This is a genomic window from Paenibacillus xylanexedens (genome assembly GCF_017874615.1).
Taxonomy (GTDB): Bacteria; Bacillota; Bacilli; order Paenibacillales; family Paenibacillaceae; genus Paenibacillus; species Paenibacillus xylanexedens.
In genome coordinates this window covers 329,855-354,748 of sequence record NZ_JAGIKV010000002.1, presented here as the reverse complement: position 1 = coordinate 354,748, position 24,894 = coordinate 329,855, and the positions used below count along the sequence as shown (strand labels likewise).

36 protein-coding genes are annotated in these 24,894 nt (G+C 42.9%); all 36 read left to right on the top strand.

Annotated features, from left to right (window positions below; all coding sequences use genetic code 11):
• Positions 1-396 precede the first annotated feature (396 nt).
• The 36 genes from J2Z28_RS03975 to J2Z28_RS03805 all read left to right on the top strand — a co-directional run bounded on the left by J2Z28_RS03975 (position 397) and on the right by J2Z28_RS03805 (position 24,781).
• Complete coding sequence (locus tag J2Z28_RS03975) at positions 397-1,410, top strand: phosphodiester glycosidase family protein (RefSeq protein ID WP_211081260.1); 1,014 nt, start codon at positions 397-399, stop codon at positions 1,408-1,410.
• Positions 1,407-2,420, top strand: a complete 1,014-nt coding sequence (locus J2Z28_RS03970; protein ID WP_211081259.1) for a bifunctional glycosyltransferase family 2/GtrA family protein — start codon at positions 1,407-1,409, stop codon at positions 2,418-2,420. The genes J2Z28_RS03975 and J2Z28_RS03970 overlap by 4 nt, the downstream gene beginning before the upstream one ends.
• Before the next feature lie 217 nt (positions 2,421-2,637).
• Positions 2,638-3,348 (top strand): AAA family ATPase, encoded by a 711-nt coding sequence (locus J2Z28_RS03965; protein WP_211081258.1) that lies wholly within the window; start codon positions 2,638-2,640, stop codon positions 3,346-3,348.
• A gap of 67 nt (positions 3,349-3,415) precedes the next feature.
• A complete protein-coding gene (locus tag J2Z28_RS03960) occupies positions 3,416-3,904 on the top strand; it encodes a cysteine hydrolase family protein (protein WP_211081257.1) in 489 nt (162 codons plus the stop codon).
• A 260-nt stretch (positions 3,905-4,164) separates the two neighbouring features.
• Positions 4,165-4,686 (top strand): GNAT family N-acetyltransferase, encoded by a 522-nt coding sequence (locus tag J2Z28_RS03955; RefSeq protein ID WP_244988083.1) that lies wholly within the window; start codon positions 4,165-4,167, stop codon positions 4,684-4,686.
• Positions 4,687-4,710: 24 nt separating this feature from the next.
• Positions 4,711-5,121, top strand: coding sequence for a hypothetical protein (locus J2Z28_RS03950; RefSeq protein WP_211081256.1), 411 nt, complete (start codon positions 4,711-4,713; stop codon positions 5,119-5,121).
• Positions 5,122-5,271: 150 nt separating this feature from the next.
• A complete protein-coding gene (locus tag J2Z28_RS03945; RefSeq protein ID WP_211081255.1) occupies positions 5,272-5,754 on the top strand; it encodes a hypothetical protein in 483 nt (160 codons plus the stop codon).
• Positions 5,755-5,802: 48 nt separating this feature from the next.
• Entirely contained in the window at positions 5,803-6,438 is a 636-nt protein-coding gene (locus J2Z28_RS03940; RefSeq protein ID WP_211081254.1) for a hypothetical protein, read from the top strand.
• A gap of 497 nt (positions 6,439-6,935) precedes the next feature.
• Positions 6,936-7,208, top strand: a complete 273-nt coding sequence (locus tag J2Z28_RS31070; protein WP_244988082.1) for a hypothetical protein — start codon at positions 6,936-6,938, stop codon at positions 7,206-7,208.
• A 173-nt stretch (positions 7,209-7,381) separates the two neighbouring features.
• Complete coding sequence (locus tag J2Z28_RS03930; protein ID WP_211081253.1) at positions 7,382-7,885, top strand: DUF4188 domain-containing protein; 504 nt, start codon at positions 7,382-7,384, stop codon at positions 7,883-7,885.
• A 25-nt stretch (positions 7,886-7,910) separates the two neighbouring features.
• Entirely contained in the window at positions 7,911-8,411 is a 501-nt protein-coding gene (locus tag J2Z28_RS03925; RefSeq protein WP_211081252.1) for a hypothetical protein, read from the top strand.
• Positions 8,412-8,734: 323 nt separating this feature from the next.
• The gene (locus J2Z28_RS03920) at positions 8,735-9,127 is read left to right on the top strand and encodes a hypothetical protein (RefSeq protein ID WP_211081251.1); all 393 of its coding nucleotides are present in this window, start codon (positions 8,735-8,737) and stop codon (positions 9,125-9,127) included.
• Positions 9,128-9,132: 5 nt separating this feature from the next.
• Entirely contained in the window at positions 9,133-9,480 is a 348-nt protein-coding gene (locus tag J2Z28_RS03915) for a hypothetical protein (RefSeq protein ID WP_211081250.1), read from the top strand.
• A 276-nt stretch (positions 9,481-9,756) separates the two neighbouring features.
• A complete protein-coding gene (locus J2Z28_RS03910; RefSeq protein WP_211081249.1) occupies positions 9,757-10,266 on the top strand; it encodes a hypothetical protein in 510 nt (169 codons plus the stop codon).
• 63 nt (positions 10,267-10,329) lie between these two features.
• The gene (locus J2Z28_RS03905) at positions 10,330-11,172 is read left to right on the top strand and encodes a P-loop NTPase family protein (RefSeq protein WP_244988081.1); all 843 of its coding nucleotides are present in this window, start codon (positions 10,330-10,332) and stop codon (positions 11,170-11,172) included.
• Positions 11,173-11,396: 224 nt separating this feature from the next.
• Complete coding sequence (locus tag J2Z28_RS03900) at positions 11,397-11,897, top strand: NUDIX hydrolase (protein ID WP_211081248.1); 501 nt, start codon at positions 11,397-11,399, stop codon at positions 11,895-11,897.
• A 6-nt stretch (positions 11,898-11,903) separates the two neighbouring features.
• Positions 11,904-12,473: a phosphoglycerate mutase family protein gene (locus J2Z28_RS03895; RefSeq protein WP_211081247.1), complete on the top strand. Its 570-nt coding sequence runs from the start codon at positions 11,904-11,906 to the stop codon at positions 12,471-12,473.
• Positions 12,474-12,568: 95 nt separating this feature from the next.
• Entirely contained in the window at positions 12,569-13,084 is a 516-nt protein-coding gene (locus J2Z28_RS03890; protein WP_211081246.1) for a nucleoside deaminase, read from the top strand.
• A complete protein-coding gene (locus J2Z28_RS03885) occupies positions 13,081-13,455 on the top strand; it encodes a hypothetical protein (RefSeq protein WP_211081245.1) in 375 nt (124 codons plus the stop codon). Before J2Z28_RS03890 ends, J2Z28_RS03885 begins: the two co-directional genes overlap by 4 nt.
• A gap of 41 nt (positions 13,456-13,496) precedes the next feature.
• On the top strand, positions 13,497-13,703 hold the full coding sequence (locus J2Z28_RS31065) for a hypothetical protein (protein ID WP_244988080.1): 207 nt from the start codon (positions 13,497-13,499) through the stop codon (positions 13,701-13,703).
• 14 nt (positions 13,704-13,717) lie between these two features.
• On the top strand, positions 13,718-14,038 hold the full coding sequence (locus J2Z28_RS31060; RefSeq protein WP_244988115.1) for a GNAT family N-acetyltransferase: 321 nt from the start codon (positions 13,718-13,720) through the stop codon (positions 14,036-14,038).
• Between the two features lie 20 nt (positions 14,039-14,058).
• The gene (locus tag J2Z28_RS03875; RefSeq protein ID WP_211081244.1) at positions 14,059-14,724 is read left to right on the top strand and encodes a Type 1 glutamine amidotransferase-like domain-containing protein; all 666 of its coding nucleotides are present in this window, start codon (positions 14,059-14,061) and stop codon (positions 14,722-14,724) included.
• Positions 14,717-15,610 carry a PhzF family phenazine biosynthesis protein gene (locus J2Z28_RS03870; RefSeq protein ID WP_211081243.1) on the top strand — a complete coding sequence of 298 codons (894 nt, stop codon included), beginning with the start codon at positions 14,717-14,719 and terminating at the stop codon, positions 15,608-15,610. The genes J2Z28_RS03875 and J2Z28_RS03870 overlap by 8 nt, the downstream gene beginning before the upstream one ends.
• Before the next feature lie 72 nt (positions 15,611-15,682).
• Positions 15,683-16,195, top strand: coding sequence for a GNAT family N-acetyltransferase (locus tag J2Z28_RS03865; RefSeq protein WP_244988079.1), 513 nt, complete (start codon positions 15,683-15,685; stop codon positions 16,193-16,195).
• 13 nt (positions 16,196-16,208) lie between these two features.
• Positions 16,209-16,799: an HD domain-containing protein gene (locus tag J2Z28_RS03860; protein WP_211081242.1), complete on the top strand. Its 591-nt coding sequence runs from the start codon at positions 16,209-16,211 to the stop codon at positions 16,797-16,799.
• Between the two features lie 38 nt (positions 16,800-16,837).
• Positions 16,838-17,170 (top strand): HIT domain-containing protein, encoded by a 333-nt coding sequence (locus J2Z28_RS03855; RefSeq protein WP_211081241.1) that lies wholly within the window; start codon positions 16,838-16,840, stop codon positions 17,168-17,170.
• A gap of 147 nt (positions 17,171-17,317) precedes the next feature.
• The gene (locus J2Z28_RS03850; protein ID WP_211081240.1) at positions 17,318-18,097 is read left to right on the top strand and encodes a hypothetical protein; all 780 of its coding nucleotides are present in this window, start codon (positions 17,318-17,320) and stop codon (positions 18,095-18,097) included.
• Positions 18,098-18,233: 136 nt separating this feature from the next.
• Complete coding sequence (locus J2Z28_RS03845; protein WP_211081239.1) at positions 18,234-18,914, top strand: zinc dependent phospholipase C family protein; 681 nt, start codon at positions 18,234-18,236, stop codon at positions 18,912-18,914.
• Positions 18,915-19,017: 103 nt separating this feature from the next.
• Complete coding sequence (locus tag J2Z28_RS03840; protein WP_211081238.1) at positions 19,018-19,440, top strand: YhfM domain-containing protein; 423 nt, start codon at positions 19,018-19,020, stop codon at positions 19,438-19,440.
• Positions 19,441-19,467: 27 nt separating this feature from the next.
• The gene (locus tag J2Z28_RS03835) at positions 19,468-20,046 is read left to right on the top strand and encodes a GNAT family N-acetyltransferase (RefSeq protein WP_342357468.1); all 579 of its coding nucleotides are present in this window, start codon (positions 19,468-19,470) and stop codon (positions 20,044-20,046) included.
• A gap of 334 nt (positions 20,047-20,380) precedes the next feature.
• Positions 20,381-20,878, top strand: a complete 498-nt coding sequence (locus J2Z28_RS03830; protein ID WP_211081236.1) for a PH domain-containing protein — start codon at positions 20,381-20,383, stop codon at positions 20,876-20,878.
• A complete protein-coding gene (locus J2Z28_RS03825) occupies positions 20,875-22,437 on the top strand; it encodes a PH domain-containing protein (RefSeq protein ID WP_211081235.1) in 1,563 nt (520 codons plus the stop codon). Before J2Z28_RS03830 ends, J2Z28_RS03825 begins: the two co-directional genes overlap by 4 nt.
• A gap of 82 nt (positions 22,438-22,519) precedes the next feature.
• Complete coding sequence (locus tag J2Z28_RS03820; RefSeq protein ID WP_211081234.1) at positions 22,520-23,296, top strand: Cof-type HAD-IIB family hydrolase; 777 nt, start codon at positions 22,520-22,522, stop codon at positions 23,294-23,296.
• A gap of 109 nt (positions 23,297-23,405) precedes the next feature.
• Positions 23,406-23,576, top strand: coding sequence for a YHYH domain-containing protein (locus J2Z28_RS03815; RefSeq protein ID WP_094030640.1), 171 nt, complete (start codon positions 23,406-23,408; stop codon positions 23,574-23,576).
• A gap of 94 nt (positions 23,577-23,670) precedes the next feature.
• Positions 23,671-24,132, top strand: coding sequence for a GNAT family N-acetyltransferase (locus J2Z28_RS03810; RefSeq protein ID WP_211081233.1), 462 nt, complete (start codon positions 23,671-23,673; stop codon positions 24,130-24,132).
• Positions 24,119-24,781 carry an HAD family hydrolase gene (locus tag J2Z28_RS03805; protein WP_211081232.1) on the top strand — a complete coding sequence of 221 codons (663 nt, stop codon included), beginning with the start codon at positions 24,119-24,121 and terminating at the stop codon, positions 24,779-24,781. The genes J2Z28_RS03810 and J2Z28_RS03805 overlap by 14 nt, the downstream gene beginning before the upstream one ends.
• Positions 24,782-24,894 lie beyond the last annotated feature (113 nt).

Below are 24,894 nucleotides of genomic sequence, written 5' to 3'. Positions count from 1 at the left end.
CTGAACAAAACATGTTACACGATAACAGCGACATTTAGGGTTATATACATTGAAATCAAGGTGATCTGATTTCCTCACTGGGGAAACGGATGGCCTTTTTTGATTGAACTATTCATTTACACAATAAAGGAGAGGACAGAAAAAACCTGAAAAAGCGAAGCTAAAAGCTTTCTGGAAGAAAGCTGCATCGGAAGCATACGCTTCGCCTTTATCCCCGGATTTTCCCCTATAGAAAAGGGAATCAAAAAAATCTGGGGGTAACAGCGATTGGAAGGTTGTTCTGTCATCGTAGTGTCAGTGTGGATATTCTTTAGTTCAATTGATATGGTTTCAGATTCATTTAAGCTACCCGGCCTAATATGGCCTTAAGAACTTAGATGAAGAGGTGAGCTTCACATGATGAAGATTGATGAAAAACCAACCCGGAAAGACCCATATAAACGACCGATCTCCCCAGCAAAGCGCAGATGGCTCATCATCACACTTGTCATCGTGCTTGCAGTAGGTGGAATCCTGTACAGTTTGGCTGACCGTTACCTGATCCGGCATGTGCAGGTGGTTGTGGCGGATGAGAACACGGCAACGGTAGCAACGGGCAACACCAATGATTCCAGCAGTACTACGACCACTACGACTGAAGTGAATGCAACGTCAGATGATTGGAATTATTCGAGTGATGATATGAAGGTCAATATTGAAAAGGTACAGACAGGATCTGGCTCGGATCAGATTACGTATTATGTCGCTGATGTTCAGCTAACAGATGCAAGCAGCCTGCGAACCGCGCTGGCGGACAACAGCTTTGGAACGAACATTACCGAAAATACGTCAGAGATTGCCGCTGCCAATAATGCGATTTTTGCCATTAACGGTGATTATTACGGATTCCGCGATGATGGTGTCATTATTCGAAATGGAACATTGTATCGGGACAGCCCCACGCGGGATGCACTTGCCCTGTTCAATGACGGAACGATGAAAACATATAACGAGAACGAGATATCTTCCTCGGAACTGCTGGCCGAAGGGGCAACCAATACGTTATCCTTTGGACCTATTCTAATTCAGGATGGCGAGATTGTCAGTGATTTTAGCAGTGTGAAAATCGATAACAACTTCGGTAACCGCTCCATCCAGGATGCGAATCCAAGAACTGCGATCGGCATGATTGCTCCCAATCATTACGTCTTCGTGGTGGTGGACGGACGGCAGGACGACAGCCGTGGCATGACCTTGGCAGAACTGGCCGATGTCATGAAAGGTCTCGGAGCAACCGTGGCTTACAATCTGGACGGCGGCGGTTCATCCACGATGTATTTTATGGGCAGAGTCGTCAATAATCCGCTGGGGCGTAACCAGGAACGTGGCGTAAGTGACATTCTATATCTGACGGAGGGACAAGGATTATGACGATATTAATTCCATCATATGAACCCGATGTGCGTTTAATTAATCTTGTTCTGCAGTTACAGACATTTAATCTTGGACCCATTGTGATTGTAGATGATGGCAGTGGACCCGGTTACCGTGGGATTTTTGAAACGGCAGAAGCCTATGGCTGTACGGTCCTGACACATCCCGTCAATCTGGGTAAGGGCAGGGCGTTGAAGACGGGCTTTCAGTATATTAGAGAGTACGGACCACAAGGCGGTGTGGTGTGCGCAGATAGTGACGGACAGCATCTGCCACATGATATTAAGCGTATCTTCGAAGTACTGCTCGCACAAACGTCACCGGGAATTGTACTCGGCAGCCGTTGCTTCAGTGGGAAAATTCCAGTACGTAGCCGTTTTGGCAACACAGTCACACGGGCAGTCTTTTCCCTCACGACAGGTACCAAAGTATATGACACGCAGACGGGGCTACGCGGTTTTCCTTACTCCATGCTGGATTGGCTGAACCAGATTCCCGGGGATCGGTTTGAATACGAGATGAACATGTTGTTAACGGCACACAAGGAAGGGTATGAGATTACGGAGGAGTTTATTGATACGGTGTATCTGGATCACAATGAGTCCTCCCATTTCCGCCCGCTGGTTGATTCGTTCCGGATCTATATGCCAATCCTGATGTTTAGCACATCGTCGGTGCTGTCCGCTCTGATTGATTTTGGACTACTATTCGTCATCCAGTATTTCACGCATAATCTGTTTCTGTCGGTTTTCGCAGCAAGACTGTGCAGCTCCATCTTCAACTATACGATTAATCGGAAGTATGTATTCTCCGCTGGAAGAACCTCGAAGGTGCGACAGTCTTTGCCCAAATATTTCTCACTTGTCCTGCTGGTGTTGTTATTAAACTACGGTTTACTGTATTTTTATAATGAAAAACTGATTATTCCGCTGCTCGCAGCCAAGCTGTTGACTGAGGTGTCCATCTTTGTATTCAGCTATTGGGCACAGCGCAGATTTGTCTATTAACCCTGAAGAGAGAGTAAGCCTATGGCTTGCTCTTTTTTGGTTGAAACGGTTTCATATGTACCCCTTAATAGGTTACGATGGAGTGGGAAATAAGGAGCCATATTTTAGGTGAATTCATGATCAGATTAAACTGAATGTTAATTTGAAGATAGCTGCGAAGTTCGATTGTAAATATGCTTTAGTTGAACTTATAAAAAATAAATGTGGGAGGATGATTATGTATCTTCGAAGTGTGGAACTCCTGTCGGCCAAGATCGAGAATCGGGACCAATATCCTTTTGACATCCCCGCGATCCGGTCCTTGGAACGATTGGAGCTCACGAATAACGTTACTTTTTTTGTAGGTGAAAATGGTTCAGGGAAATCTACGCTGCTCGAAGGCATCGCTCATCAATGTGGATTCAATACCGCAGGGGGCGGTAGGAATAATACCTATGAGACACATGCTTCGGAATCCTCGCTCGGGAATTATCTCAGGCTGGCATGGTTGCCCAAAATAACGAATGGTTTCTTCATGCGCTCTGAATCCTTCTATCAATTCGCATCACATGTGGATGCGATGCCGGAGTCACTTCAATATTATGGCGGGCGTTCATTACATGAACAATCGCACGGAGAGTCTTTTCTCAACCTGTTCGTCAATCGGTTCAGTTCCAAAGGCATCTATCTGCTTGACGAGCCCGAAGCCGCTTTATCTCCAGCTAGGCAGCTCTCCTTATTGCGTATCCTTCATGATCTGTCAGGCACTTCGCAATTCATTATTGCGACGCACTCACCCATTTTACTGGGATATCCGGAGGCAGAGATTTTAAGTTTTGACGATAGCCATATTCAAGAGGTAGCCTATGAGGAGACCGATCATTATCAGATTACCCGCAGCTTTCTGGAGAATCGCGACCGGATGCTGAATGAATTATTTAAAGATTAAGTTCTCAGTTTAACAAGGGAAGTCACTCAACCATGCGGCGTAAAATTTATTTATGAGGAGAGATTGGATGAAAGTAGGTTTGCTTATTGTTGATATGCAGGAGAGTATTGTCCGGAAAAAGATGGATCAGACTTCGATAGACCATGCCTGTGAGTACATTAACCATGTGGCTAATGTGCTGCGCTCGAATGATCATACAGTCGTTCACGTGCAGGATGTGGAGGGCATGGAGGAGGCAGCGTCAGATGAGTATCGCATCATTCCCGAGGTGGATGTGAATGAGAAGGATCTCACCGTTACCAAGGAAGCCTCCAATGCCTTCTGGCAAACTGACTTGGAGCAGGTGTTGAAGAGTCACGGAATTGAATTGGTGGTCATCTCTGGTTTTGCCGCGGAGGAATGTGTTCTATTCACCTACAACGGAGCGATGGAGCGAGGTTTCCGGCCGGTGATGTTGCAAAGCGGAATTCTTAGCACACATCCCGAAGCGGTGACTTCAACGTACAGAGATCGCAATGTGATCTCATATCCTGTGGTTGATTATTTAATCCATTAAGTGTTGGCTACATGCCAGTGGATACTTGTGAAAAATAAAGATAAGACCAATAATCGGACTCTGTAGGGAGTCTTTTTTTTGTCCAAATGTTCATGTCCACTGTGAAAGTAAGGTTACTCCATGGTTTAAACCAAACTTTGCCTATATCTGCTGTGGTTGAAAGGATATATTGAGAACAGGGCACAGCAAACTCGTTGTGGACATCGGTAATGTCATGTATGGATCACTAACCAACTCATTAACTAAGGGAGATATGTGCAATGAAGATGAATGTACACATTACGAGTATTTTGGCAGAACAAAAGGAATTGTTTCTCAACCTGTACAACTTGTACTTATATGATCTGTCTGAATTTTCTGGCGAGGATCTGCTTGAAGAGGGGAAATATGATCCAACGAACACCTATCTATATCTGGAACGCGATGAATTACATCCATTTTTGATTCAGTATGAAGGGAAGGTTATTGGATTCGTACTGGTTTGCTCACCTCCATATGTGTCGGAAGGTGTGGATTATACGGTGCAAGAGCTGTTCTTGGTCAAAAAGTATCGCGGACAGGGGCTGGCAGCACAAGCGGTTGACTTGGTTTTTGCTCAATTTGAGGGTACATTCAAAGTGGAACAGCTCGCTAACAATGCGGCAGCAGTTTCATTCTGGAAAAGATATTATGAGCAGCATCAGATTGAATATACTGAGTCTGAATATAACATTGAGATTGACAACATCGCTGGCAGCCACCGGATTTTGTCTCAGACTTTTGTGCGTGGAAGAGAGAAATAATATTTAAATTAGAAGGTGATTAGCTTGTTTATTATCTTAGCAACCAAGGGGGATTTGAAGTGGATTTCAGGTGTATTCCAGGCAGAAGAGGTAGCTAGACAGTACATGGATCTCATACCTGATGAGCTTAAGGTGTACCATGAATTCATTCAGATAGAGAACATCACATATCCTTTTTATATTATACAGCGTCAGGCATCTCCATTTAGGTTTCTCGATAAAGATGAAGTGATTTCACTTTTCGATCATACGGATATATCAGAGGACGAAGATGAGGTGCACTTCAATATCTACACGGTGGATTCAGATTATAGACCAAAGAAACCTGGAACAGATTATATGGGAATACTGAGACATGATCATGTGACCAATGAATCTATAGAGATGTATCGAGAAGAAGGAACAGCGTTTCTGAGTAGACGAAGGATTTTATGAATGTAAGAAAGTTTTTATCACGGTCCTATTTTACTTCTCCTGATTTGGGAGGTAGATAGGACCTTTTTCAATTTCCATTTACCAATACATGGGTTATGATGAATTAAGAGGATTCTATGGGAGTGAGCGTGTAAGGGGGCGCATGTAGGTATGCCGAAGCATCATTTTGTTATCGAAAACAAATCGCAAGTAGACGGGAATATTCATACCTCCTACTCATGGGATTCACAAGGGAGAATACATGGAAGTGGATTAACCACAGAGAATCATGCGACCTTGGAAGACGAATTCATTGCGTACATCTATGATTCCCTTTGCTGGTTGGATACATGGAATCCATCTACCTGTATGAGATGTAGTGGACTGAACAACTATGGAATAACCGTTATTGAAGAGCAGAATGTTTTGTTGAAATTTCATCAACTGATTCGGGCTTGGATTGATCTATTCAGCCATGCGGCGGATCCGATTGTGCTGACAGGGAATTACAGCATTGCTGGAGGCGAACAGAAGGGCTACTACGAGAAACTCGTGTACAACAAAGTTGAATTAATCAACGAATTAAACAAGTTTGCGAACATGGCAAAGTACGCTGAGGTAAATGGGAAATGCATTGTGCATTTTGGGATATGAAAGTTAACTCTTATAAGATCCAATTTACAATAGAAGGGAGTTTTTGTATTGCCTTGGCCTATGGTTCATTTTGCAATTGCATCCGAATTGATATCAGATCCATCCCCTGAATTATTATTGGGAAGCCTCGCTCCAGATTCCATCCATGTAAGAACTAATCTTCGTACCGAAAAGGCGAAAACCCACCTCATGCCAGAGGCAGGAAGGTTCGCAACAGACGAAGAACTTAAAGAATTTTTTGAGTCCAACAAGAAGATAGCTTATAGTGATCCCAAATTCCGGCAATATCTGTGCGGTTACATCGCCCATATCTATACGGATCGCGTGTGGACATTCGATATCTATCCTGCATATGAAGTCCACCCCAATGGAAGAAGCGTGTATACACAGGAAGTCACGAAGTTAGAGTTTATGATTCTACAGAATTGGAACAGGGCCAGCGATTGGTTAAATGAGCTGAATGTGGGGAGAGCATTTGATCTAGGCGGATTGCTGGAATCTGAGGTGTACCAGTATAGAGGAGAGAAACTTGAGTTTTTAGTTAACCCTGACAACGAACCTTTGGGTGATTTAAATATTTTATCCATGGAAGCTATGGACAAGTTCATACATACAACAGGATTAGCGCTAAAACAATTGTATACAAAATGGAATGTGTATGAAGGTTTACGCAGCACTGTGTAAGCAAGGGAGGGATTTACCTGAAGGTATACAGGAAACAAGTACGCAAAATTGTAGTGAATGATACACTGTTTTTATATGTTGTGGATGAGCAAGCATACGATATTGTTATTCGGATCTATTCAAATACATTTAAATCTACATTTGTAGAGTTTGATGTGGCTTGGGAAGATACATGGGATATATTTGTCTATGAACCCAAACTGATATCCAACCTTATTCAATATGCTATAAAACAAGGGTGGGCCTACCAACAGAAGAATAACAAAATGAAATTTAACAATGCGACCAGCATTGTAAGAATTCTAATGGCAGAGAAACAAACACGATCATAAGGAACGTGAACACAAATTGAAAGCACGTCTACTGCTCCACAACTCACCTAATTTTAAATTAGAAGATATATGTACTGAAAGGCATAATCTCCAGTTAATCTTGCATCATAGAATCACATAAAGGAGGATGGCTATGGACATCGTTATGACGCTTGAACCACATGGATGGATATTACGATTCAACCTAATCAAGGAGAACAGATTGAGATTCCGGTTTCTTTTTTGTCGGATGCGGTTGATGAGGTGGCACGTCAATTCGTTGCATTGCACAAGGGAGCCACAGAGGTAACCATGACCATGCAGACTGAACCTGGAGAGTATCGATTCCGGATCAAAAAATGTTCCAAGACCATGATTCAATTCATGGTGTATGAGATGAGTGATAACTTTAGCACGGAAGACGTTACAAAGGGTCGGTTACTATGTCTGAAGAGCTAACGTTGGTCAAGTTGACCAAGCTGTACAGAGAACTAAGCAAATTGAAGGAAATGGGACCGGAGGAATATCACAAACGGTGGAGTTTTGAGTTTCCCCTGAATGCCTATGAGCGGATAGGCAGGGTCGTCCAGATCCGATGAAATCGAATGTGTTTGACGAAAAGGAGGGGTGACATGGCGAACATACATAAGGGAAGATACTCCGCTCAGATTAAGGGAGAATTTGTTGTTTTTATCATTGGAATGAGGATTAATCGTCTGTGGGCTATACATAAATGGTTGCCTGTCTTCAAGTCCATGGGCCCGATGATTAAAGAGCTGTATATGAATCCGGAGACCGGATTTCTGAGTACAGAGTATTTTATAAGCTGGCGTGGGGTGACGCTACTCCAATACTGGCGTTCTTACGATGAATTGGAGAAATACGCACGAGGTGGACTACACTTGGAAGCTTGGAAAAAATTCAACCGATCCATTGGTACTGACGGAACAGTAGGAATTTATCATGAAACATACAAGGCTCAGTCGGGTTCCTTCGAAACCATATACGCCAACATGCCCAAATTCGGATTAGCTAAAGCTTCTGACCATGTGCCTTCGACAGGGAAAATGGAGACATCCAGACGCAGAATGGGCGGAGAGAATGACCCGGCCGTGGAAGTACCAGATAATCCTTAAATTGGTAAAAAGAAAGGAGCATGTTATGAAGGCTAAACTTCGACCAGAAGATATATATTCAAAGCAACTTAGCTGGCTGTGTATTGAACCGATGCTTGTATCAGTACGGGGCAGAGATATGGCAGCCAAAACAGAGATATACCGACAGTTACACGAAGGGCAACAAGCTTTATTTCTGTTCTATTCCTATCACAATCACACGAAGAGTCTGGCAGAATTTTATTGGTTTTCGGCATATAACATCATTGAGATCAAGAGTTGGAATGGAATAAAAAATGGGATGCGCTTTTTTCATTTAGATGAAATGGTGAATGTACTTGAACAGATTGAAAGTCTCATTAAGGACAAAAATAAAGTGGGTGAAGAGTGGCGTGAGGTGTTAGCAACGGATCTGGATAAGGACCCGATTTTGCTTCAGAGAACAGAGATGTTATATGCTGCATATCAGACCGTAGCGCAAGCTGCTATTGCACACATGAATGAGATGATTCTGCAAAATCAGGAGTTGTATCTGGAGATTGAGTAAGGTTATATGAATATATGGATTCTAGGGGGCTACTCATGAGTGAGTAGTTTTTTTATTATGTACGAGAAGAAAACTTGTGCTGCACATCATCTCTTTTTATTTTTATGCTAGAATGGATAGCAGGAAAAAAGCGGAAGAGTTAAATAACATTCTCAAGTAGGCAAGGAGTACACGTATGAACGAGGGAGAACTGTTGCAGCTGTATGGATTGGAGCCTAGAGCCATATGATTTTGTTAATTTCTCCGAAACGGAATGGGTCTCACACTATAAACAATATTATGGTGTTTGATTCGGATTTATAAGGTATGGAAGGAGGGGGACTATGCCAAGTTTGCATGACAACATCATATTAAGCTACGAAGTTGATTTAGAGAACAAAAGAATCAGGATGCGCACACGTTCAAGTCATGCTGTACCGAAAAATATGGATGTTTTATTCTCTGGTGTAATGGCCCATGCGTTTGATACACCGCTGCATGGCAGCATTATTTTGGATCTGGATGAGTGGGAAATAGAGCATTTAATCCCTTATAATCGAGAGTTGTTAGAGTCGGGGAAGGGCTATGGTTGGCCTGTCAGCTATGATTCCTATGACGAATTGCAAATCCGGCTGATCGAGGAGAAATACAAGTACATGGTGATCTCATCCTCGTATGGATTGAGTGGTTGGGTTTTGGCGAAGAACGTAGAGATTACTGTTCAAGAAACGGGGTGAACGGGATGAAGGGTGAAAACACACAGCATGGTGGCAAGAAGGGCGCAGGACTCAGAACGGGCATTTTTGTTCTTGTTGTTCTGCTCGTTATTCTAGTAATGACCAATCCAAACGAAGAAGATTTTGTTGCGTGGCTCGCAAGTGAATATGACATCCATTCTTCGTATGATGTGAATGAAGGCAGGACGTTTACGCAGACGATCGACGGTGAAGAAAAGACGCTTCACTATAAAGGCGGACATATAGGGCATATGGGGATTTTTTCAACATATAGTTACCGTTTTGCGGATACTGAAGAAAAGGAGATCCAGATTGAAGCGGTCGGCATAATGAATATGTTATTTGATAGATAGGTAGATTGATTGTGGACAGTTACAAAAGTTGAGTGAAAGTTCTGCTGATAACCACGCGCTTTGCATGATGTAACTCGTGCAGAGAAGCGTGGTTTTTGGCGCGAAATGCGATAGAAACAGAGATGGTTAACTTCGTTTATTCGCAAATACCACATTATGGGTTATGATGTACCTTGAGAGAGAATTTTACATACATAGGAAGTCTCTATTTTAAATTAAAGGCATTTAAGGTCTTTACGAGGGGAGTATTATCCATGATTGAATGGAGGGCTGACTATGAAAAAGTTAACCGTAGTTTCATTATTATTACTACTTCTGGTGGCCTGTCAGAACCAGGAAAACACTGAAGATGCACAACAATCAATAGATTCCTTGGCTCAAAGTGTCACAGCAAAAGAGACACAACAGGATGAAGAAATATCGACATCCCATGAGAAGGAAGACATCCCACCAGAGTATCTCGATGAAACAAACTATACCGGTGACAAATTGGAAATCGTCAAACTTATGAATGCCCGTATGCGTTATTTATACGAAAAGGATGAAAAAGCATATATGAGTTTGATTGATCCTGAATCTCCTATATCAGGTATGGGAAGATACAAAGTTCTCAAGGTTACTTCCATGAGCGATATCACTATACAGGAGCAAAGGAAACTCTATCAGGCAGTGGTGATAGTTAATGAGTTAAATGAGAACGACGAAGAGTATAGCAATACGATGGTGTTTTGGAAAAAGAAAGAAGATGGCGATAACGCGCAATGGATTTTTGCAGACATTGATTAAGCACAGTAGAACACTGTCTTGATCATGGAGCTGAAAATTTTATACAACCTAAAGGATGATGTAATGATGGCAAGGCGATTAATACTGATTGAAGGGTTACCGGGTTCAGGCAAGTCAACGGTTGCCAAAATGGTATCCGAAATTTTAAAGGGACAAGGCAAGGAGGTACAACTATTTCAAGAAGGAAACCTGGATCACCCTGCTGATTACGAGGGCGTATCTTTTTATTATGCAGGAGACTTCGAGGCTTTATTGAAAACGCATGAAAAATACAGAGAAATTTTGGAAAGCAATGCGACTGCCCATGATCAAGGTTTCCTGATTCCTTATCGGAAGATGAAAGAACAATGGGGAATAGAGCTTCCTGATCACATTGTACAGGATATTTTCAGCCGAGATATTTACGAAATTCCTTTTGAGCAAAATGTAAAGCTGATCACCGAGAAGTGGCAAGATTTCGCCCAAAACGTGTTAAGCACAAATGATGACTGCATCACGATATTTGAGTGTTGTTTTATCCAGAATCCACTAACCATGGGTCTCATAAAATGTAATCAATCCAAAGAGCAGAACGTGCAGTATGTATTGGAACTGGGGCGTATCATTCATGCTTTGAATCCACTTCTCATCTATATCGACCAGAAAGATATATCCTATACCTTTGATAAGGCAGTTAGTGAAAGACCAAAGGAATGGTCAGAGGGTTTTATTGACTATTATACGAACCAGGGTTTTGGGCAAGCACAGGGTTATAGGGGTGTTCAGGGTACGGTACAGGTTTTGCAGGAAAGAAAGAAGCTGGAGTCCGAAATCTATGGGTTACTTCAGATGGATAAGGTATGGCTGGATAATTCGGATTATGACCGCGAGGCTTGTAGGCACAAGCTAGAAAAGATTCTGGAGTAACCTTAATGAAATACGAATACATACATACCGGAGGTCAGTTTGATGACATTTTATGAAGTAGCCTTAATTGCAACAACCGCAATCTTAATTATTATAGGTGTTTGAAGCAAACGGAAAGTAATTCTTAGATGGGGCGTAGCCAGTTTAATTTTATTGCTCGTACTCATCATTCCCTCATTCATCATGGGATTCATGGACGGATTTGCTGATGGGTGGTCAGCGAGATGACCACTGCAGATAACAATAATGTATCGTATGAACAAAATAACAACAAATTCAACTTCCGTGTGGCAGGTATTGTGATGGATGCGGGAAGAGTTCTTTTGCATACGACTGAACAGGATGATTTCTGGAATCTGCCCGGAGGTCGGGTGAAATTAAACGAGACAACAGAAGCGGCTATTGTGCGAGAGATGATGGAGGAACTGGGTGTTCATGTAGAAGCGGAAAGGCTCGCATATGTTAGTGAAGATTTCTTTGAATATGATGGCCTGAAGTATCATGAAGTTGGCTTTTATTATGTCATCACATTGCCGGAAGCCCATAAGCTATATAGTGAAACTGAATTCAAAGGTTTAGAAGATAACGGTAAGTTAACTTTCCAATGGTTTTCCTTAGACGAACTGGAGCAGATGGAAGTATATCCTGTGTTTTTGAAAAAGGAACTGACTAATCTCTTTGATGCAAAAGGCATCAAACACTTCATTTCAGAAATAGAGGAATAGGTGCCTATGGACATTACATTTATTCGTCATGGTCATGGCGAACACTTGATGGATTATCCAAACCAATTAAATTGTCTGCATCCCGGTCTCACTGAATTGGGAAAAAGTCAGGTCATAGCGTTGCGTAAACAAGTGGTTTTTGCGCCTGAAGACGTCATTTTGATTAGTCCAACGAAACGTACTATTGAAACAGCACAACTCCTACCCCCTAACAAAAATCTTACGTTCTTCAGCCCACTGGTTGGCCCAAGAATGTTTCCTCAGAATCCAGAGTTTGTTCCTTTCGTCTGTGATCAGATCTATTCCAAGGAAGAACTCAGCCATCAGTATACTGACATAAGAATGCTTGATTTGGGTTTGGATTGTTGGGAGGAAAGTATTAATCAGATGGATGCACATCGGTTCAAGATATTAGCTGAACAGCTTCTTGAATGGTGCAGGCAACAGGGCGGCAATACGTTTATCATTTCACATGATGGTACGATATCGAACTACAGGATGTTACTCGGAGAAAAAGGGTTAACCAAAAGTGATTTTCTTGGTGAAGCAGGGCAGTACACAATCCGGAACGTTTAACGATCTAAGGAGATCCCGTCAAACTCATCTACTACACATTACACAAGGCGTCTGTTTTGTAAGTGGTCTATAACTGTACTAAGGGGGGCTTTCTAATGAATTTATCAGATTATGATTATCTAACTTTGGCTCTGGAAGAAGCAGAACAATCACTTACTGAAGGAACGTATCCGATTGGTGCAATAATTGTGGATGTAGATGGAAATGTCGTGAGTAAAGGCAGGAACCGAGTCTTCTCAGATTGCGACCCCACCGCACATGCTGAGGTGGATGCCATTCGTCGGGCAGGAAAACATTTGCTGGATGTAGACAAGAAGAGATTCACGAAGAAGAAAGACCTGACGCTCTATACTACCTGTGAACCTTGTCCTATGTGTTCTTGTACCATATTAATGTCGGGTATTAAAAAGATTGTTTGGGCAGCGGATGATGAAGAGTATGGCGGGCTTCGACGTTTCAAGGAAGGGCCCCATTTTATCCATATGTTTGACACGTTATCCTGTGTTGCAGCACCCTATCTTGATCTGGAAAATAAACAGAGAGCTTTGCTCGCCAAATGGAACATTGGTAGAGGTTTGCTTAATACAGAATGGGAGATTCCTAAACAATGAAATCTATTCCGCTCTCTATATTCTTAGCCAGTGTCATTTTAGGTATCTCGTTTATTATTGGCTGTATATTGCTAACGACTCAGGAGAGAAATACTGAACTGACTCAGGCAGCAGAGCAAGAAGTACTTAAAGATAAAGCATTGATGACGATTCAAAAAACTGCCGAGTATCTGAGTATGACTGAAGAACAGGTGATGAGTATTATTAAGGCTGAGCAAGGGAGTTTTACGGTGTCAGGTTTCTTTGATGGGAGAATGTTTCCGTTCATTAAGGTTCAGGATAATTTTTTTGTTAGTAGAGTGGAGTTGGATTTGTGGGTTCAGGAAGCATCTGCAAGTCACAGAAGGTATATTAATGGGCAAATGCAGTAGTCCTATGGGGACGTTGCGTAATCCAAAGGAGATGAATCCACATGGAATTCTTGGGAGAGAAGGTAAGAATAACAACAGTCACAGAGCAGGACCTCGATTTCATAGGTCAACTTGAATGTGACACAAACATATGGAGCTTTGAGGAAACTGTTGAGACGGATGAGGAGAAGGTTCGCGAGAAATATCGGAGTCATTTTGCTGTGCAGATGAGAAAACGTATGCCCATGATTTCGTTATACGCCGCTTGAGCGATCCGGAAGATATGCCCATTGGTGTCGTTCAAATGTGGAGTTATGTGGATTACCGAAAAAGCTGGGAACTTGGATTCGCAGTACTTTCCGACTATGCAGGGAGAGGATACGGGAGTGAAGCCACCCGACTTTTATTACAATTTGCATTTCAAGAGTTACAAGCTCATAAGGTCGTCGGCATGTGCAATTCACAAAACGTTCGCTCAGCCGCACTGATGCAGCATGTGGGTATGACACGGGAGGCCGTCTACCAGGAAGAACTATGGTGGAACAATCAGTGGACAGACCAGTATTTTTTCTCGATTTTGGATCGAGAGTTTAAGTCAGTCTAATAGGTACGGGAGGAAATAAGATGACTACGTTGGTTCTGCTAAGTGATTTGATATTCAAATCTAACGATAAATTGGATCAGAGAATACGAAGCTTATTCGACAGTGAACAGCTTTCCATCGGATATATCCCTTCAAGTTCCGACCCGGAGCGAAAGTATTTTGAACATACTAGAAGTTACTATAATCAAATAGGAATAGATAATATTCAATATTATGATATTGATCTGGAGTATGAGGAGAGCACATTTGGCTCTATTTTCGAATGTGATGCGATTCATCTATCCGGCGGAAATACGTTTTATTTTCTAAGTTTATTACAGAAGAGAAATGTGCTTGGTTTGCTGCGTTCCTATGTGAAGAGTGGCGGCATTCTGATCGGGGTCAGCGCAGGAAGTATTTTGACGACACCTACGATCGAGATAGCTGGATATGGGGAAGATGCTGATGAAAACAATGTAGATCTGAAAGATATGCAAGCACTGGGACTCGTTGATTTTGAGTTTGCACCTCATTGGGACGGTTCGGAAGATACCCTGAATTTATTAAGAGAGTATACGCGCGTTAATCGTACTGCGGTTTATGCGTGCCAAGATGGTGGCGGGCTTGTAATTGATGGTGAAAGCGTAGAGTTATATGGAAATGTGAGTCTCGTAGATTACAGAGAGAGTGGGTCTGTTGATGAGTAATATTACGGTCTATCATTATGATGCTTTCTCCACAGTTCCCGGCCAAGGGAACCCTGCAGGAGTGGTTTTTGATGCTGATCATTTCAGTGAGACGGAGATGCAGCAGATCGCTTTTAAGGTCGGTTTTAATGAAACGGTATTTGTGTTGAACTCTGAAGTAGCTGACGTCCGATTACGTTATTTTACGCCGGGTCATGAGATTAATCTGTGTGGTCATGCCACAATGGCATCATTGTATGGGTTGAAGACGCGTGGGATGTTAAGTGACAAAGAGTTGATCACAATTGAAACCAATGTAGGTACATTACCCATACGATTTGAGCGCAATGCCGACACCATTTACATGGAAATGAAACAGGATCAGCCACAGTTTATACCGTTCCAGGGGGATATCGAGAAGCTGGTAAGCGCCATCAATCTAACTCTGGATGAGGTTGACCATTCTACGCCAATCGTTTATGGAAGTACAGGAACCTGGACGGTATTAATCCCGATTCGTGATTTGAACTCTTTTATGAAGATGAAACCGGATTCTTCCCTGTTCCCAGGAATTTTAATTGAGAATCCCAAAGCTTCCCTACATCCCTTTTGTTTCGAAACTCGTGATTCCGATGCGATGATGCATGCCAGACATTTCTCTTCACCATACTCTGGTACGACGGAAGATCCAGTGACTGGAACAGCCTCCGGGGTGATGGGTGCTTATTATTTAACCTATGTGAAACCGGAGATTGATGAGGTACAGTTTGTGATAGAGCAAGGGCATGAGATTGGTAGAGATGGAAAGGTTCAAGTGAGTGTGATTCGAGATGGTGAGGATATGGATGTCAGAATGAAGGGAACAGCAGTTTTTGTGCGTGAACTGAACGTTGAATTGGACAGCTGAACATATACGAAAGCGAAAAGCGTGAAGGGAGATTAACATGTTGCAAATTATGATATTCGGCAGAAGCCGGACATGTTGCAAGAAGCAGTACAGTATTTTTGGAAACAATGGGGCTCGGAATCAAGCCTCCATTTCTATCGAGATTGTATAGAGCGTTCTGTGGATACAGAGAGTGATGCACCAAGATTTTATGTGATGTTGGATGGAGACCGAATTATCGGTGGTTACGCATTATTACGAAGCGATCTGAATAGCAGACAGGATCTCTTTCCCTGGTTTGCATGTCTTCATGTTGATCCAGAATATCGGGGCCAGAACCTAGGTGGACAACTTCAGACCCATGCATTAAATGAGGTGAAAGCAAAAGGGTATGCCAAGCTGTATTTGTGTACTGATCTGACCGATTATTATGAGAAAATAACTGGGCCTATATTGGTAAAGGATATCTGCTTGATGATGAAGAGACGAGAATCTATGAATATAAGATTTGATGAAATCATTTTTCATTATTTCAAAAATACCGAGTATACCTTGAACTTTACTATAGAGTTTACTGGTATGATCTATCCTCGTAGATGGATCTGAAGGAGGATGTGCTGTGAGCGAATCATTACAGGATCAGATTCAATTTCTCATTGAGATTGATAAACTCAAAACGATTGAACGAAAGACGAGAATTATGCATGGTGAGAGACTTGAAAATGATGCGGAGCATTCTTGGCATCTGGCGATGATGGCCTTGGTTTTGCAGAGTCATGCCAACAAGGATGTGGATATCCTCAAAGTCATTAAGATGCTTCTCGTTCATGATCTGGTCGAGATTGATGCCGGAGATACATTCGCTTATGATACGGTGGGACACACGGATAAATATGATCGTGAACTCCAAGCGGCTCATCGGCTGTTTGGTATGTTGCCTAAGGAACAGGCTGAAGAACTACTCCAGTTATGGTTAGAGTTTGAAGCAAAGCAGACGCCTGAAGCACAATTTGCCTCATCTCTCGATCGGCTGCAGCCTCTTATCCACAATCATCAGAATGAGGGAGATACGTGGCAGAAATATAACATTACAAGTGAACAGGTGTTAAACAGAAACCGTGAGATTGCAAACGGTTCCGAAACATTGTGGGAGTATGCGCAGCAGCTTATTCAGAAATCCGTGGATCAGGGAATCTTGACCAAATCATAAGGGTACGTTTCACGTATGCACTTTGAAGAAGGAGGAGCATGATGACGGAGGATTTTTATTGTGATGAAGTGCTCAGTGGTAAAACAAAAGTAGATATTGTTTTGGAAACAGATCAAGTACTAGCCTATCACCATACCCGACCATACTACGAACACCATATCGTGGTGATTCCCAAGATTCATATCCAGTCATTCATTTCCCAAGAAGCAGAGAATAATGATGAACTTTTATTTGAAATGATGCGTGTCATTAAAAAGATTGCTGCTGACATGGTGGACCAGACAGGCTCGTCGAAGATTATAACTAACTTGGGCAACTATCAAGACTCGAAGCATCAACATTGGCATATAGTCAGTGGTGAACGAACTTAGGAAACTGTATACCTGATTATAAATCTTCCACCTTTCTAACGTTCACCATCTCATACTCGAACAGAATTATCATTTTTCTCTCAGTGTTTTATCTTTCCTATTCTAGTATGATTAACGCATCAATCCAGTAAAGAGAGGGTTAATGACATGGATGCTTTTTTAGAGCAAATTAACGAGTTAAACGAGCTTCAGAAAGACTTGGTTAGCCTACATCCTTTGTTTGCAGAACATTATCCAGTGGTTGTAGCCTATGAAGCTTTATTATATATCTATGATTATTCGTCCAAAACGCAGCAATATGAGTGGGTGAAGACGGTTCCGGACGATTTATATATTCCAGATGAATGCCTTGCTGCGATGCCGGTGCATCATATGAACGGACGAATGTGTGCGATTGTAACGGATACAGCGTTCAAAGATCTGGAGCAGAAAGTCTATCTATTCCACGAATATGTTCATTGTTATGTATATGAGAAATATGATGAGCGGATCGTCAACCGTCTTCAGATTAAGCATAAAATGGACCAACTGAAGCGTGTAACATGGGAACTGGATTATGAGTTTCCGTATGAAGATGAAATCGTTGTGGAGCGGATTAACTCATTGTTGTCTGCTTTGAAGAGTAAAGACCTGACACAAGTACACACAGCTAGAAAAGCGTTGTTCACTTCATTAAATGAAGAACAAGCCGAGTACTGGAGCTGGTTAGAATGGAACGAGGGTTACGCGCGTTATATTGAGAATCTGATTCGGGGAAAATTTGGGCAGGAAAGCAATCATTTTGGAGATACTGCTCCGTTTAATCGTCAGGTATTCTATGAATGTGGATCGGAATACATTAGTCTGCTTGTGAAGGAGCACCCGGAGTACCATACGGATCTGGAGCAGCTGTTTGACCGCATGCAAGTGGAGAGAATACAGGGTTAGTCAAGCATCTACGGTGAGAAAAAGGTGGAACATCGAAGTCTCACTATTCCAGTGATCTGTACGTTGCACCAGTAGGTTATATCGTTTCTTTTTCTAAGTATAGTAGAATACTTCCCAATAAAAGGAGATCATCTCTATGCCGTTACCTATGGTTCATCTCAATATTGCTAATCGAATTGCAGACTCGCTACAAATGCAGGCTGATCGAGGTTCATTCTATCTGGGGAATATCGCCCCGGATTCCATACATATGCGCGAAGGTACAACCAGAGATGATAAGGAATACACCCATTTTAACCCGAAAGATGATGGAGATCACGTTGGTGAACTGAAGGATCTTTACTCATTCTATATGCAACAACTTACTGATGAAGGATGGAAGTGGTTTGTGCGAGGATACTTTATGCATGTGCTGACAGACTATTACTGGTTCCGTAGTGTGCATCCTGAATTCGTGGAACGGGTCAACAAGGTAGATCAACATACAGGCAGTAGCAGATCGAAGGATGAACTAGCGCGTTTATATTATCAGGAGACGGACCAGATCGATTTCAATCTCTATCAAGGTTCAAGTTGGAGCGAAGAGGTATGGCAGGTGCTCAACAGTTCACCGGGTTATGACATGACGGATCGGTTAACTGCCGATGAGATTGTACGCTGGCGGGACCACACGTTTTCTTTTCTTAATGGGGAAGAACCAGGAATTACTCCTGAGTTCATCACGGGTGAGAGAGTTCAGGTATTTGTGCAAGAGACCATAGAGCGACTGATCTCTATATTGTCTTCATGGGACCCGGAGTTACGTAACTTGATATGACTACAGATAGTTAGTGCAGTTGAGTCATTTCATTATATACTGTATTTATTACTTCTCTACTCATTACTAGTTTATTTAATACTAAGTCAGGGAGGCACGCAGTATGGTGAAATATGTAGGAGTGTTGCTCGTATTTGTCATTGTCACGTTCATTGCAGGGTGCAGTAAACCGAATGAATCGAACGCGGAAGAGGGACTTCCTATGCTGATCACCTTAACCTGTAATCCAAACCTCACTTTGGAACCATGCCAAGATGTTGAGTTTGATCGATCTGACGAGATTCGGATCATGATGGAGGCCATACATAAGGCAGAGCGTATGCCGGGTATTCTTGATTATGGTACACAGTACGACCTGAGCATAACAAATGCGGACAGCTCTATAACACGGTATGATTTTTCATTAGGAATGGATCCCAAGATGCAAGGCCTGTTAGTAAACCAGGAAGACACGCATACTGGATATAGCATTCCTCTTGAGGATTCGAATCAACTAAGAAGACTGATTCAGCGACGTACAGATTAAGAAGGTATGTGGAACGGAGAAGAACCTGTGGATGACAAAATTACCATTGAACCTTTGACGCGATCGGATGCAGATGGAGCGTATCAGGTGTTCGAGACAACGATTCCAGCAGCATTTGATCAAGAGGGAATAGGCACGCTTCTGGATGATATTCAGGATGAAATAACACACAAAAAAGCGATGATTCACAAGGCATTGCAAGCAAAGGACAACATCAAAGCAAGTGTGTTTTTCCTCGTCGCCAAAATGGGAGATGTTATTGTAGGCACAATCTCGTATGGACCGTGTGGTAAGGAGATTCGAGAATGTACAGAGGGCCGGCTGGACGATATCGGAGAACTGGGTAGCCTGTACGTGTTGCCCGAGGTTCAAGGACAGGGGATTGGTTCGGCGCTCATTCTCGCACTGGTTACTGAACTGCAACGGCTGGGAATTCAGCAATTCTGCCTGGATAGCGGTTACCAGATCGCACAGAAGAAGTGGCAACGCAAATTCGGTGAACCCTATGTGGTGGCGAAGAACTACTGGGGCGAAGGAACAGATCATATGGTTTGGCTGTGTGAAGTACAGGATTTTATAGAGGTTGTTCAAAAAGCCCGCTTTTGATTACGAAGGATGCCTAGTGGCATCATCAGCATCGAATATGGAATTCAGCCGAAATAAGTGGATGCTTACGAAGTATGTTTCCTTCGGAAACATTGTAGTTGCTCACGTAGTTTTCCCTACGCTCCGCTACTCCATTTCTAGCTTCATCCCATCTTCTCGGTACTGAAAACCAGTCTTTTTGAACATGCACTAAAGTAAAATGAAATGAACAAAAGAGATGACGACCTGTATGGTATAGGGGTCATCTCTTTATCTTTTTGCATCGATCGTGGACGATTATTCGTACAGTGTATCATGTGTGTTTTGATGTACATGGAAAAAAAGGAGTGAACATATGTCAATACAGTGGAATATACCCGAGCAAAGGCTCTCCCCTCAAGCGGTAAACCTGTGGAGAATTAGCGCCATCCTATGGAATGTAATAGGTTTCTTGATCCTTGCCGTACTATTAATACTTGACTCCATCTATGGATGGAAGACGTGGATTGGTTGGATTTTGTGGGGCGTTACGGCCATATCGGTGCTCTATGCGGTGTGGGATATTTTCATCCAGCCGTCATGGTTATACAAGCATTGGTACTATGATGTGAATGAGGAGTTCCTTCAATTGAAGCGTGGGGCGCTAACCAAGGTACATCAGATCATCCCCATGGCGAAAGTGCAATCGGTTACAACAAATCAGGGACCTTTAATGCGAAAATATGGACTCTATTCCGTATCGGTTGGCACGATGGGTTCATCACATGAAATCCCGGCTTTGCCAGAGGAAGTTGCGCTTGCACTCCGTCATCAGATTGCGTCCTATGCACGGATTAATGAGGTGGATGAATGATCGATATGAAGCGACATCATCCATTAACCATGCTGTGGAGCTCGTGGAAACTGGTGAAGAATTCGTTCGCCATTATCCTGTTTTTGTTTGTCTTCCGTCAGGGCTCAGAGTCCCAATGGCTTTTCTATGGAAGAATCGCCTTTTATGTAGGTATTTCCATCGGCATCGTGTCGATCATCTGGAAGTGGTTTACTTCTCGTTATACAGCAGACGATAATGCCTTTCACATCTACAGTGGTGTGTTCAACCGTACTCGAAGAACGATACCGTATACCAAGGTCCAGAACGTGAACCGACATACGACGTTGTTTCATCGGTTGTTCAGCGTGACGTCGATCCGATTCGAGACCGGGATTAAGGGAGAAGATGCTACCTTTCAGTTACACGTTGTTTCCCTTTCCGAAGCGGAGCAGTTGGAGAAGATTGTAGCGGGTTATCTGGCAGAGGACGCAGAAACAGTAGGAGCAACAGAGGAACATGATACGTTGGATGTAGTTCAGGTTATGGAAGAGAGAGAGGCGCAATCCGAACCTTTTATAACTGATGAAGTCATATCTCTGCCTTTAAAAGAGAAACAGGAACGGGTTGTTCATTATCATTCCACCCGGAAGGACATATTCAAAGCATCCTTTACCTCGCTCAGCTTTCTCGTACTGATTCCGGTCCTGGCTACGCTTTATTCCTGGGTGAAGGACTTCTTCCCTGATGAAGAAGTAACGGAAAGTTTGTTATTAACCTGGCTTGATTCCTGGTGGATTGCCGGTTTGATGATTTTAGTTTTATTGATCATATCTATTGCTCTGGGCATAGTCAGAACCTTCGTAAAATATGGCAATTTCCAGATCACCTCGGATGCCAAGCGCATCTATATCTCGAAGGGCATGATGGAGCAAACGTCATTTTCAATCCTGAAAGAACGAGTCCAGGCCATCAAAATTACACAGTCACCGATGAAAAGGCTGCTTGGACTGGCGGAAGTAGAACTGACCACTGCAGGTAGTCTGGGAGAATCCGAGCAGGAGGTGAACTCGCTCTATCCCTTCTTGCCTGTGAAGCAAGCCTATACCCTGATTGAGGAGATCCTGCCATCCTATCGGGTTACGCAGGAGATGGAAAAGCTCCCACGAATATCACTATGGCTGCGCCTGCTCAAACCAAGCTGGGGGTGGATCATGGTCACGGGTTTATTGTGGTATTTCAAACCATTGGTGTTTGGCCAGAAACATGCCTGGTGGATGATTTCCGCGATTCTGCTCGTGTGGATTGCAACATGCAGAGTGATGGACTTTTTCCATACCCGATACATTCTGCATCAGAATTTCATTCAACTTCGAACCGGTGCGCTCACTTCAACACTCTTCATCTCCAAACGTGAGAAAGTCATCGAAGTGCAGATCACCCGTAATGTGTTACAGCGTTGGTTCGGTGTGGCTTCCATTCATACGGTAAACCGCGCCAAACCAGTGCTGCATCATCGGGCACATGACATTTCCCTGGATACGGCAAAATCATTTCAATCATGGTACATGGGACGTACCCAAGATGTTCAGATCCGTTAATTGCAAGAGCAAGTGCAGGAAGACCACATCAGGTTATTCTGTACTTGCTCTTTTTACTTGAAGACAGAGGAGGAAGGACATTTTGATGAAAGTTGTGTTCTTTGATATGGACGGTACATTGCTGAGCGAAATAGATCGGAGTTTATCACCGCGTACAGCTGCGTCGATCAGGGAATTGATTCATAGAGGCGTTCAAGTCGTACTTGTAACAGGTAGGCCCTATAATTTATGCGAAGAATTCAGAAATCTCGGAATCGATACGATCATTTCGGCTAATGGGGCATTGATCAAAGTAGGTGATGAAGTGATACATAAGTCTGTACTTTCAGCACAGATGGTTAGAGCATTCAGTGAGTTTGCCGAGTTGCATGGGCACAGTATTTCATATTTTACAGAGTCATTTGAGACGAATGGGTTGTGTACAGCAGATGGTCGTGTTACTGACGCTTTAAGAGATACGCTTGGACTTATGGATTCCCCACAGAAAATCAGCACGTTGGAACAGGACGTATATTGCATTTGCTTATATGCGGATGAAGCGGAGACGGAGAAATTCCAATCCAGATTTCCTTCCTTACGATTCGTGAGATTCCATCCGTATGTAGTGAATGTGCTGGAAGCGAGCGAAGTCAGCAAATCTATAGCCGCAGAGAAAGTTCTCGACTACCTGAAGATATCCAGAGAGGATACAATGGCCTTTGGCGATGGGAAGAATGACGTGGATCTGCTAGTGTATGCGGGAATCGGAATTGCGATGGGAAATGGCGGAGAGCAGATTAAACAAAGCGCCGATTATGTCACCCTGCGGGCAAGTGAAGATGGGGTCACCCATGCATTGAAGCAATTTAAGATTTTATGAGAATGTATCGGCTAAAAAGATGAAGGATATCCAAATTGTGGATTTTCATGTAGAATGATATAGCATGTATTAAGCCCTAAAGCATAGGGTGTTGATCGAAGGGTGACTTATGAAAAAGGTTGTTATTGTAATCCTGTCTCTTGTCGTACTTGTTGGTGTATCCTCTTCCGCTTATGCTCATCCAGGCAGACTGGATAAGAACGGTGGACATAACTGTTCAGCCAAATCCAAACAAAAGGGTCTGTGCACGGGTTATCACTATCACAAAAAGAAAAAATGAGAATGAGCTTTACAAAATAAACCTGGCCATCGTTCAATGTATGGTTGGGTTTGCATGTGTACCATTGATTTAAAATGATGGAGGCGGTTACACCATGCGGATACAGGAGATATCGGTATGGAATCATGAAGAGTTAGTAGCGATGCTGGCCGAAAGCTCCAGTGAGGGGTTCAGACATATCGAGCGATTAATCCATGAATATGAGACAGGAATCAATACATTCGAGCAAGAAGATGAATCGCTTTTTGAATGCAGAATGCACGATAAGGTGGTTGGGATCTGCGGTCTGAACAGAGATCCTTATTCTGAAGTGACTGGTACCGGAAGAATTCGCAGGCTTTATGTGATGAGAGAATTTCGAAGACATGGGGTTGGGCGCAGGCTGATGGATGCGGTTATTCAAAAAGCGGAAAATCATTACGCTCGACTGGTTCTGTACACGGATCAACCGGTTGCTGGATCTTTTTATCGCGACTTGGGATTTAGAGAAGTGACGAGTATGGAGAAGATAACGCATGTACTGGAATTGGGGGAGAAGGAAGATGGATCATATTAAAGCTGTTATTTTTGATTTGGACAATACAATTCTGAACAGAACGATGACCTTTAGCGGATTCACTCAGAGCTTAATCAAGACATATTTTGGTCACCTTGAGTCAACCGAAGATATAATCAAGCGAATTATTGAACTCGACCAGGATGGTTACAAGGACAAACCCCTTCTGTTCAACGAGTTGCTGCATGAACTGCCTTGGGCAGAGCATCCGCCACATGCAGAACTGATGGAGTTCTATGGCAGAGAGTATGTGCGAAGTTCAGTTCTGATGGAACAGGCGCGAGAAGTTGTTCAGCATCTTCGGGGGAAATACCAAACCGGGTTAATCACCAATGGGCAGACTGATATTCAGTATGGGAAAATCGATCAACTCGGTATTCGGGATGATTACGACCATATTATTGTTTCAGAAGAGGCTGGAGTCAAAAAGCCCGACCCACGCATATTTCAGCTTGCGCTCGATCATTTCGGTCTAAGACCAGAGCAATGCATTTACATTGGTGATCATCCCGTGAACGATATTGAAGGAGCAGCAAGCGTAGGCATGAGCACCATTTGGATGAAGGTCAACCAGCCTTGGCAGGACAGCATTACGTTGGGTCCTTTACATACGATTGAACATCTAAGTGAGCTAAAGGAATTGCTTTAGAAGGCAGTTATATAAATTGAATATAACATTTACATAAAACGTAGAGGACAGAAAGAACCTGAAGAAGCGAAGCGGTCGCCTTTATCCCCGGATTTACCCTCTAGGGAAAGGAA

Excerpts from the sequence above, each read along its gene's own strand:
- J2Z28_RS03975 (WP_211081260.1), top strand. The coding sequence starts at position 397 with ATGATGAAGATTGATGAAAAACCAACCCGGAAAGACCCATATAAACGA.
- J2Z28_RS03970 (WP_211081259.1), top strand. The coding sequence starts at position 1,407 with ATGACGATATTAATTCCATCATATGAACCCGATGTGCGTTTAATTAAT.
- J2Z28_RS03965 (WP_211081258.1), top strand. The coding sequence starts at position 2,638 with ATGTATCTTCGAAGTGTGGAACTCCTGTCGGCCAAGATCGAGAATCGG.
- J2Z28_RS03960 (WP_211081257.1), top strand. The coding sequence starts at position 3,416 with ATGAAAGTAGGTTTGCTTATTGTTGATATGCAGGAGAGTATTGTCCGG.
- J2Z28_RS03955 (WP_244988083.1), top strand. The coding sequence starts at position 4,165 with ATGAAGATGAATGTACACATTACGAGTATTTTGGCAGAACAAAAGGAA.
- J2Z28_RS03945 (WP_211081255.1), top strand. The coding sequence starts at position 5,272 with ATGCCGAAGCATCATTTTGTTATCGAAAACAAATCGCAAGTAGACGGG.
- J2Z28_RS31070 (WP_244988082.1), top strand. The coding sequence starts at position 6,936 with ATGGATATTACGATTCAACCTAATCAAGGAGAACAGATTGAGATTCCG.
- J2Z28_RS03930 (WP_211081253.1), top strand. The coding sequence starts at position 7,382 with ATGGCGAACATACATAAGGGAAGATACTCCGCTCAGATTAAGGGAGAA.
- J2Z28_RS03925 (WP_211081252.1), top strand. The coding sequence starts at position 7,911 with ATGAAGGCTAAACTTCGACCAGAAGATATATATTCAAAGCAACTTAGC.
- J2Z28_RS03920 (WP_211081251.1), top strand. The coding sequence starts at position 8,735 with ATGCCAAGTTTGCATGACAACATCATATTAAGCTACGAAGTTGATTTA.
- J2Z28_RS03915 (WP_211081250.1), top strand. The coding sequence starts at position 9,133 with ATGAAGGGTGAAAACACACAGCATGGTGGCAAGAAGGGCGCAGGACTC.
- J2Z28_RS03910 (WP_211081249.1), top strand. The coding sequence starts at position 9,757 with ATGAAAAAGTTAACCGTAGTTTCATTATTATTACTACTTCTGGTGGCC.
- J2Z28_RS03905 (WP_244988081.1), top strand. The coding sequence starts at position 10,330 with ATGATGGCAAGGCGATTAATACTGATTGAAGGGTTACCGGGTTCAGGC.
- J2Z28_RS03900 (WP_211081248.1), top strand. The coding sequence starts at position 11,397 with ATGACCACTGCAGATAACAATAATGTATCGTATGAACAAAATAACAAC.
- J2Z28_RS03895 (WP_211081247.1), top strand. The coding sequence starts at position 11,904 with ATGGACATTACATTTATTCGTCATGGTCATGGCGAACACTTGATGGAT.
- J2Z28_RS03890 (WP_211081246.1), top strand. The coding sequence starts at position 12,569 with ATGAATTTATCAGATTATGATTATCTAACTTTGGCTCTGGAAGAAGCA.
- J2Z28_RS03885 (WP_211081245.1), top strand. The coding sequence starts at position 13,081 with ATGAAATCTATTCCGCTCTCTATATTCTTAGCCAGTGTCATTTTAGGT.
- J2Z28_RS31065 (WP_244988080.1), top strand. The coding sequence starts at position 13,497 with ATGGAATTCTTGGGAGAGAAGGTAAGAATAACAACAGTCACAGAGCAG.
- J2Z28_RS31060 (WP_244988115.1), top strand. The coding sequence starts at position 13,718 with ATGCCCATTGGTGTCGTTCAAATGTGGAGTTATGTGGATTACCGAAAA.
- J2Z28_RS03875 (WP_211081244.1), top strand. The coding sequence starts at position 14,059 with ATGACTACGTTGGTTCTGCTAAGTGATTTGATATTCAAATCTAACGAT.
- J2Z28_RS03870 (WP_211081243.1), top strand. The coding sequence starts at position 14,717 with ATGAGTAATATTACGGTCTATCATTATGATGCTTTCTCCACAGTTCCC.
- J2Z28_RS03865 (WP_244988079.1), top strand. The coding sequence starts at position 15,683 with ATGTTGCAAGAAGCAGTACAGTATTTTTGGAAACAATGGGGCTCGGAA.
- J2Z28_RS03855 (WP_211081241.1), top strand. The coding sequence starts at position 16,838 with ATGATGACGGAGGATTTTTATTGTGATGAAGTGCTCAGTGGTAAAACA.
- J2Z28_RS03850 (WP_211081240.1), top strand. The coding sequence starts at position 17,318 with ATGGATGCTTTTTTAGAGCAAATTAACGAGTTAAACGAGCTTCAGAAA.
- J2Z28_RS03845 (WP_211081239.1), top strand. The coding sequence starts at position 18,234 with ATGCCGTTACCTATGGTTCATCTCAATATTGCTAATCGAATTGCAGAC.
- J2Z28_RS03840 (WP_211081238.1), top strand. The coding sequence starts at position 19,018 with ATGGTGAAATATGTAGGAGTGTTGCTCGTATTTGTCATTGTCACGTTC.
- J2Z28_RS03830 (WP_211081236.1), top strand. The coding sequence starts at position 20,381 with ATGTCAATACAGTGGAATATACCCGAGCAAAGGCTCTCCCCTCAAGCG.
- J2Z28_RS03825 (WP_211081235.1), top strand. The coding sequence starts at position 20,875 with ATGATCGATATGAAGCGACATCATCCATTAACCATGCTGTGGAGCTCG.
- J2Z28_RS03815 (WP_094030640.1), top strand. The coding sequence starts at position 23,406 with ATGAAAAAGGTTGTTATTGTAATCCTGTCTCTTGTCGTACTTGTTGGT.
- J2Z28_RS03810 (WP_211081233.1), top strand. The coding sequence starts at position 23,671 with ATGCGGATACAGGAGATATCGGTATGGAATCATGAAGAGTTAGTAGCG.
- J2Z28_RS03805 (WP_211081232.1), top strand. The coding sequence starts at position 24,119 with ATGGATCATATTAAAGCTGTTATTTTTGATTTGGACAATACAATTCTG.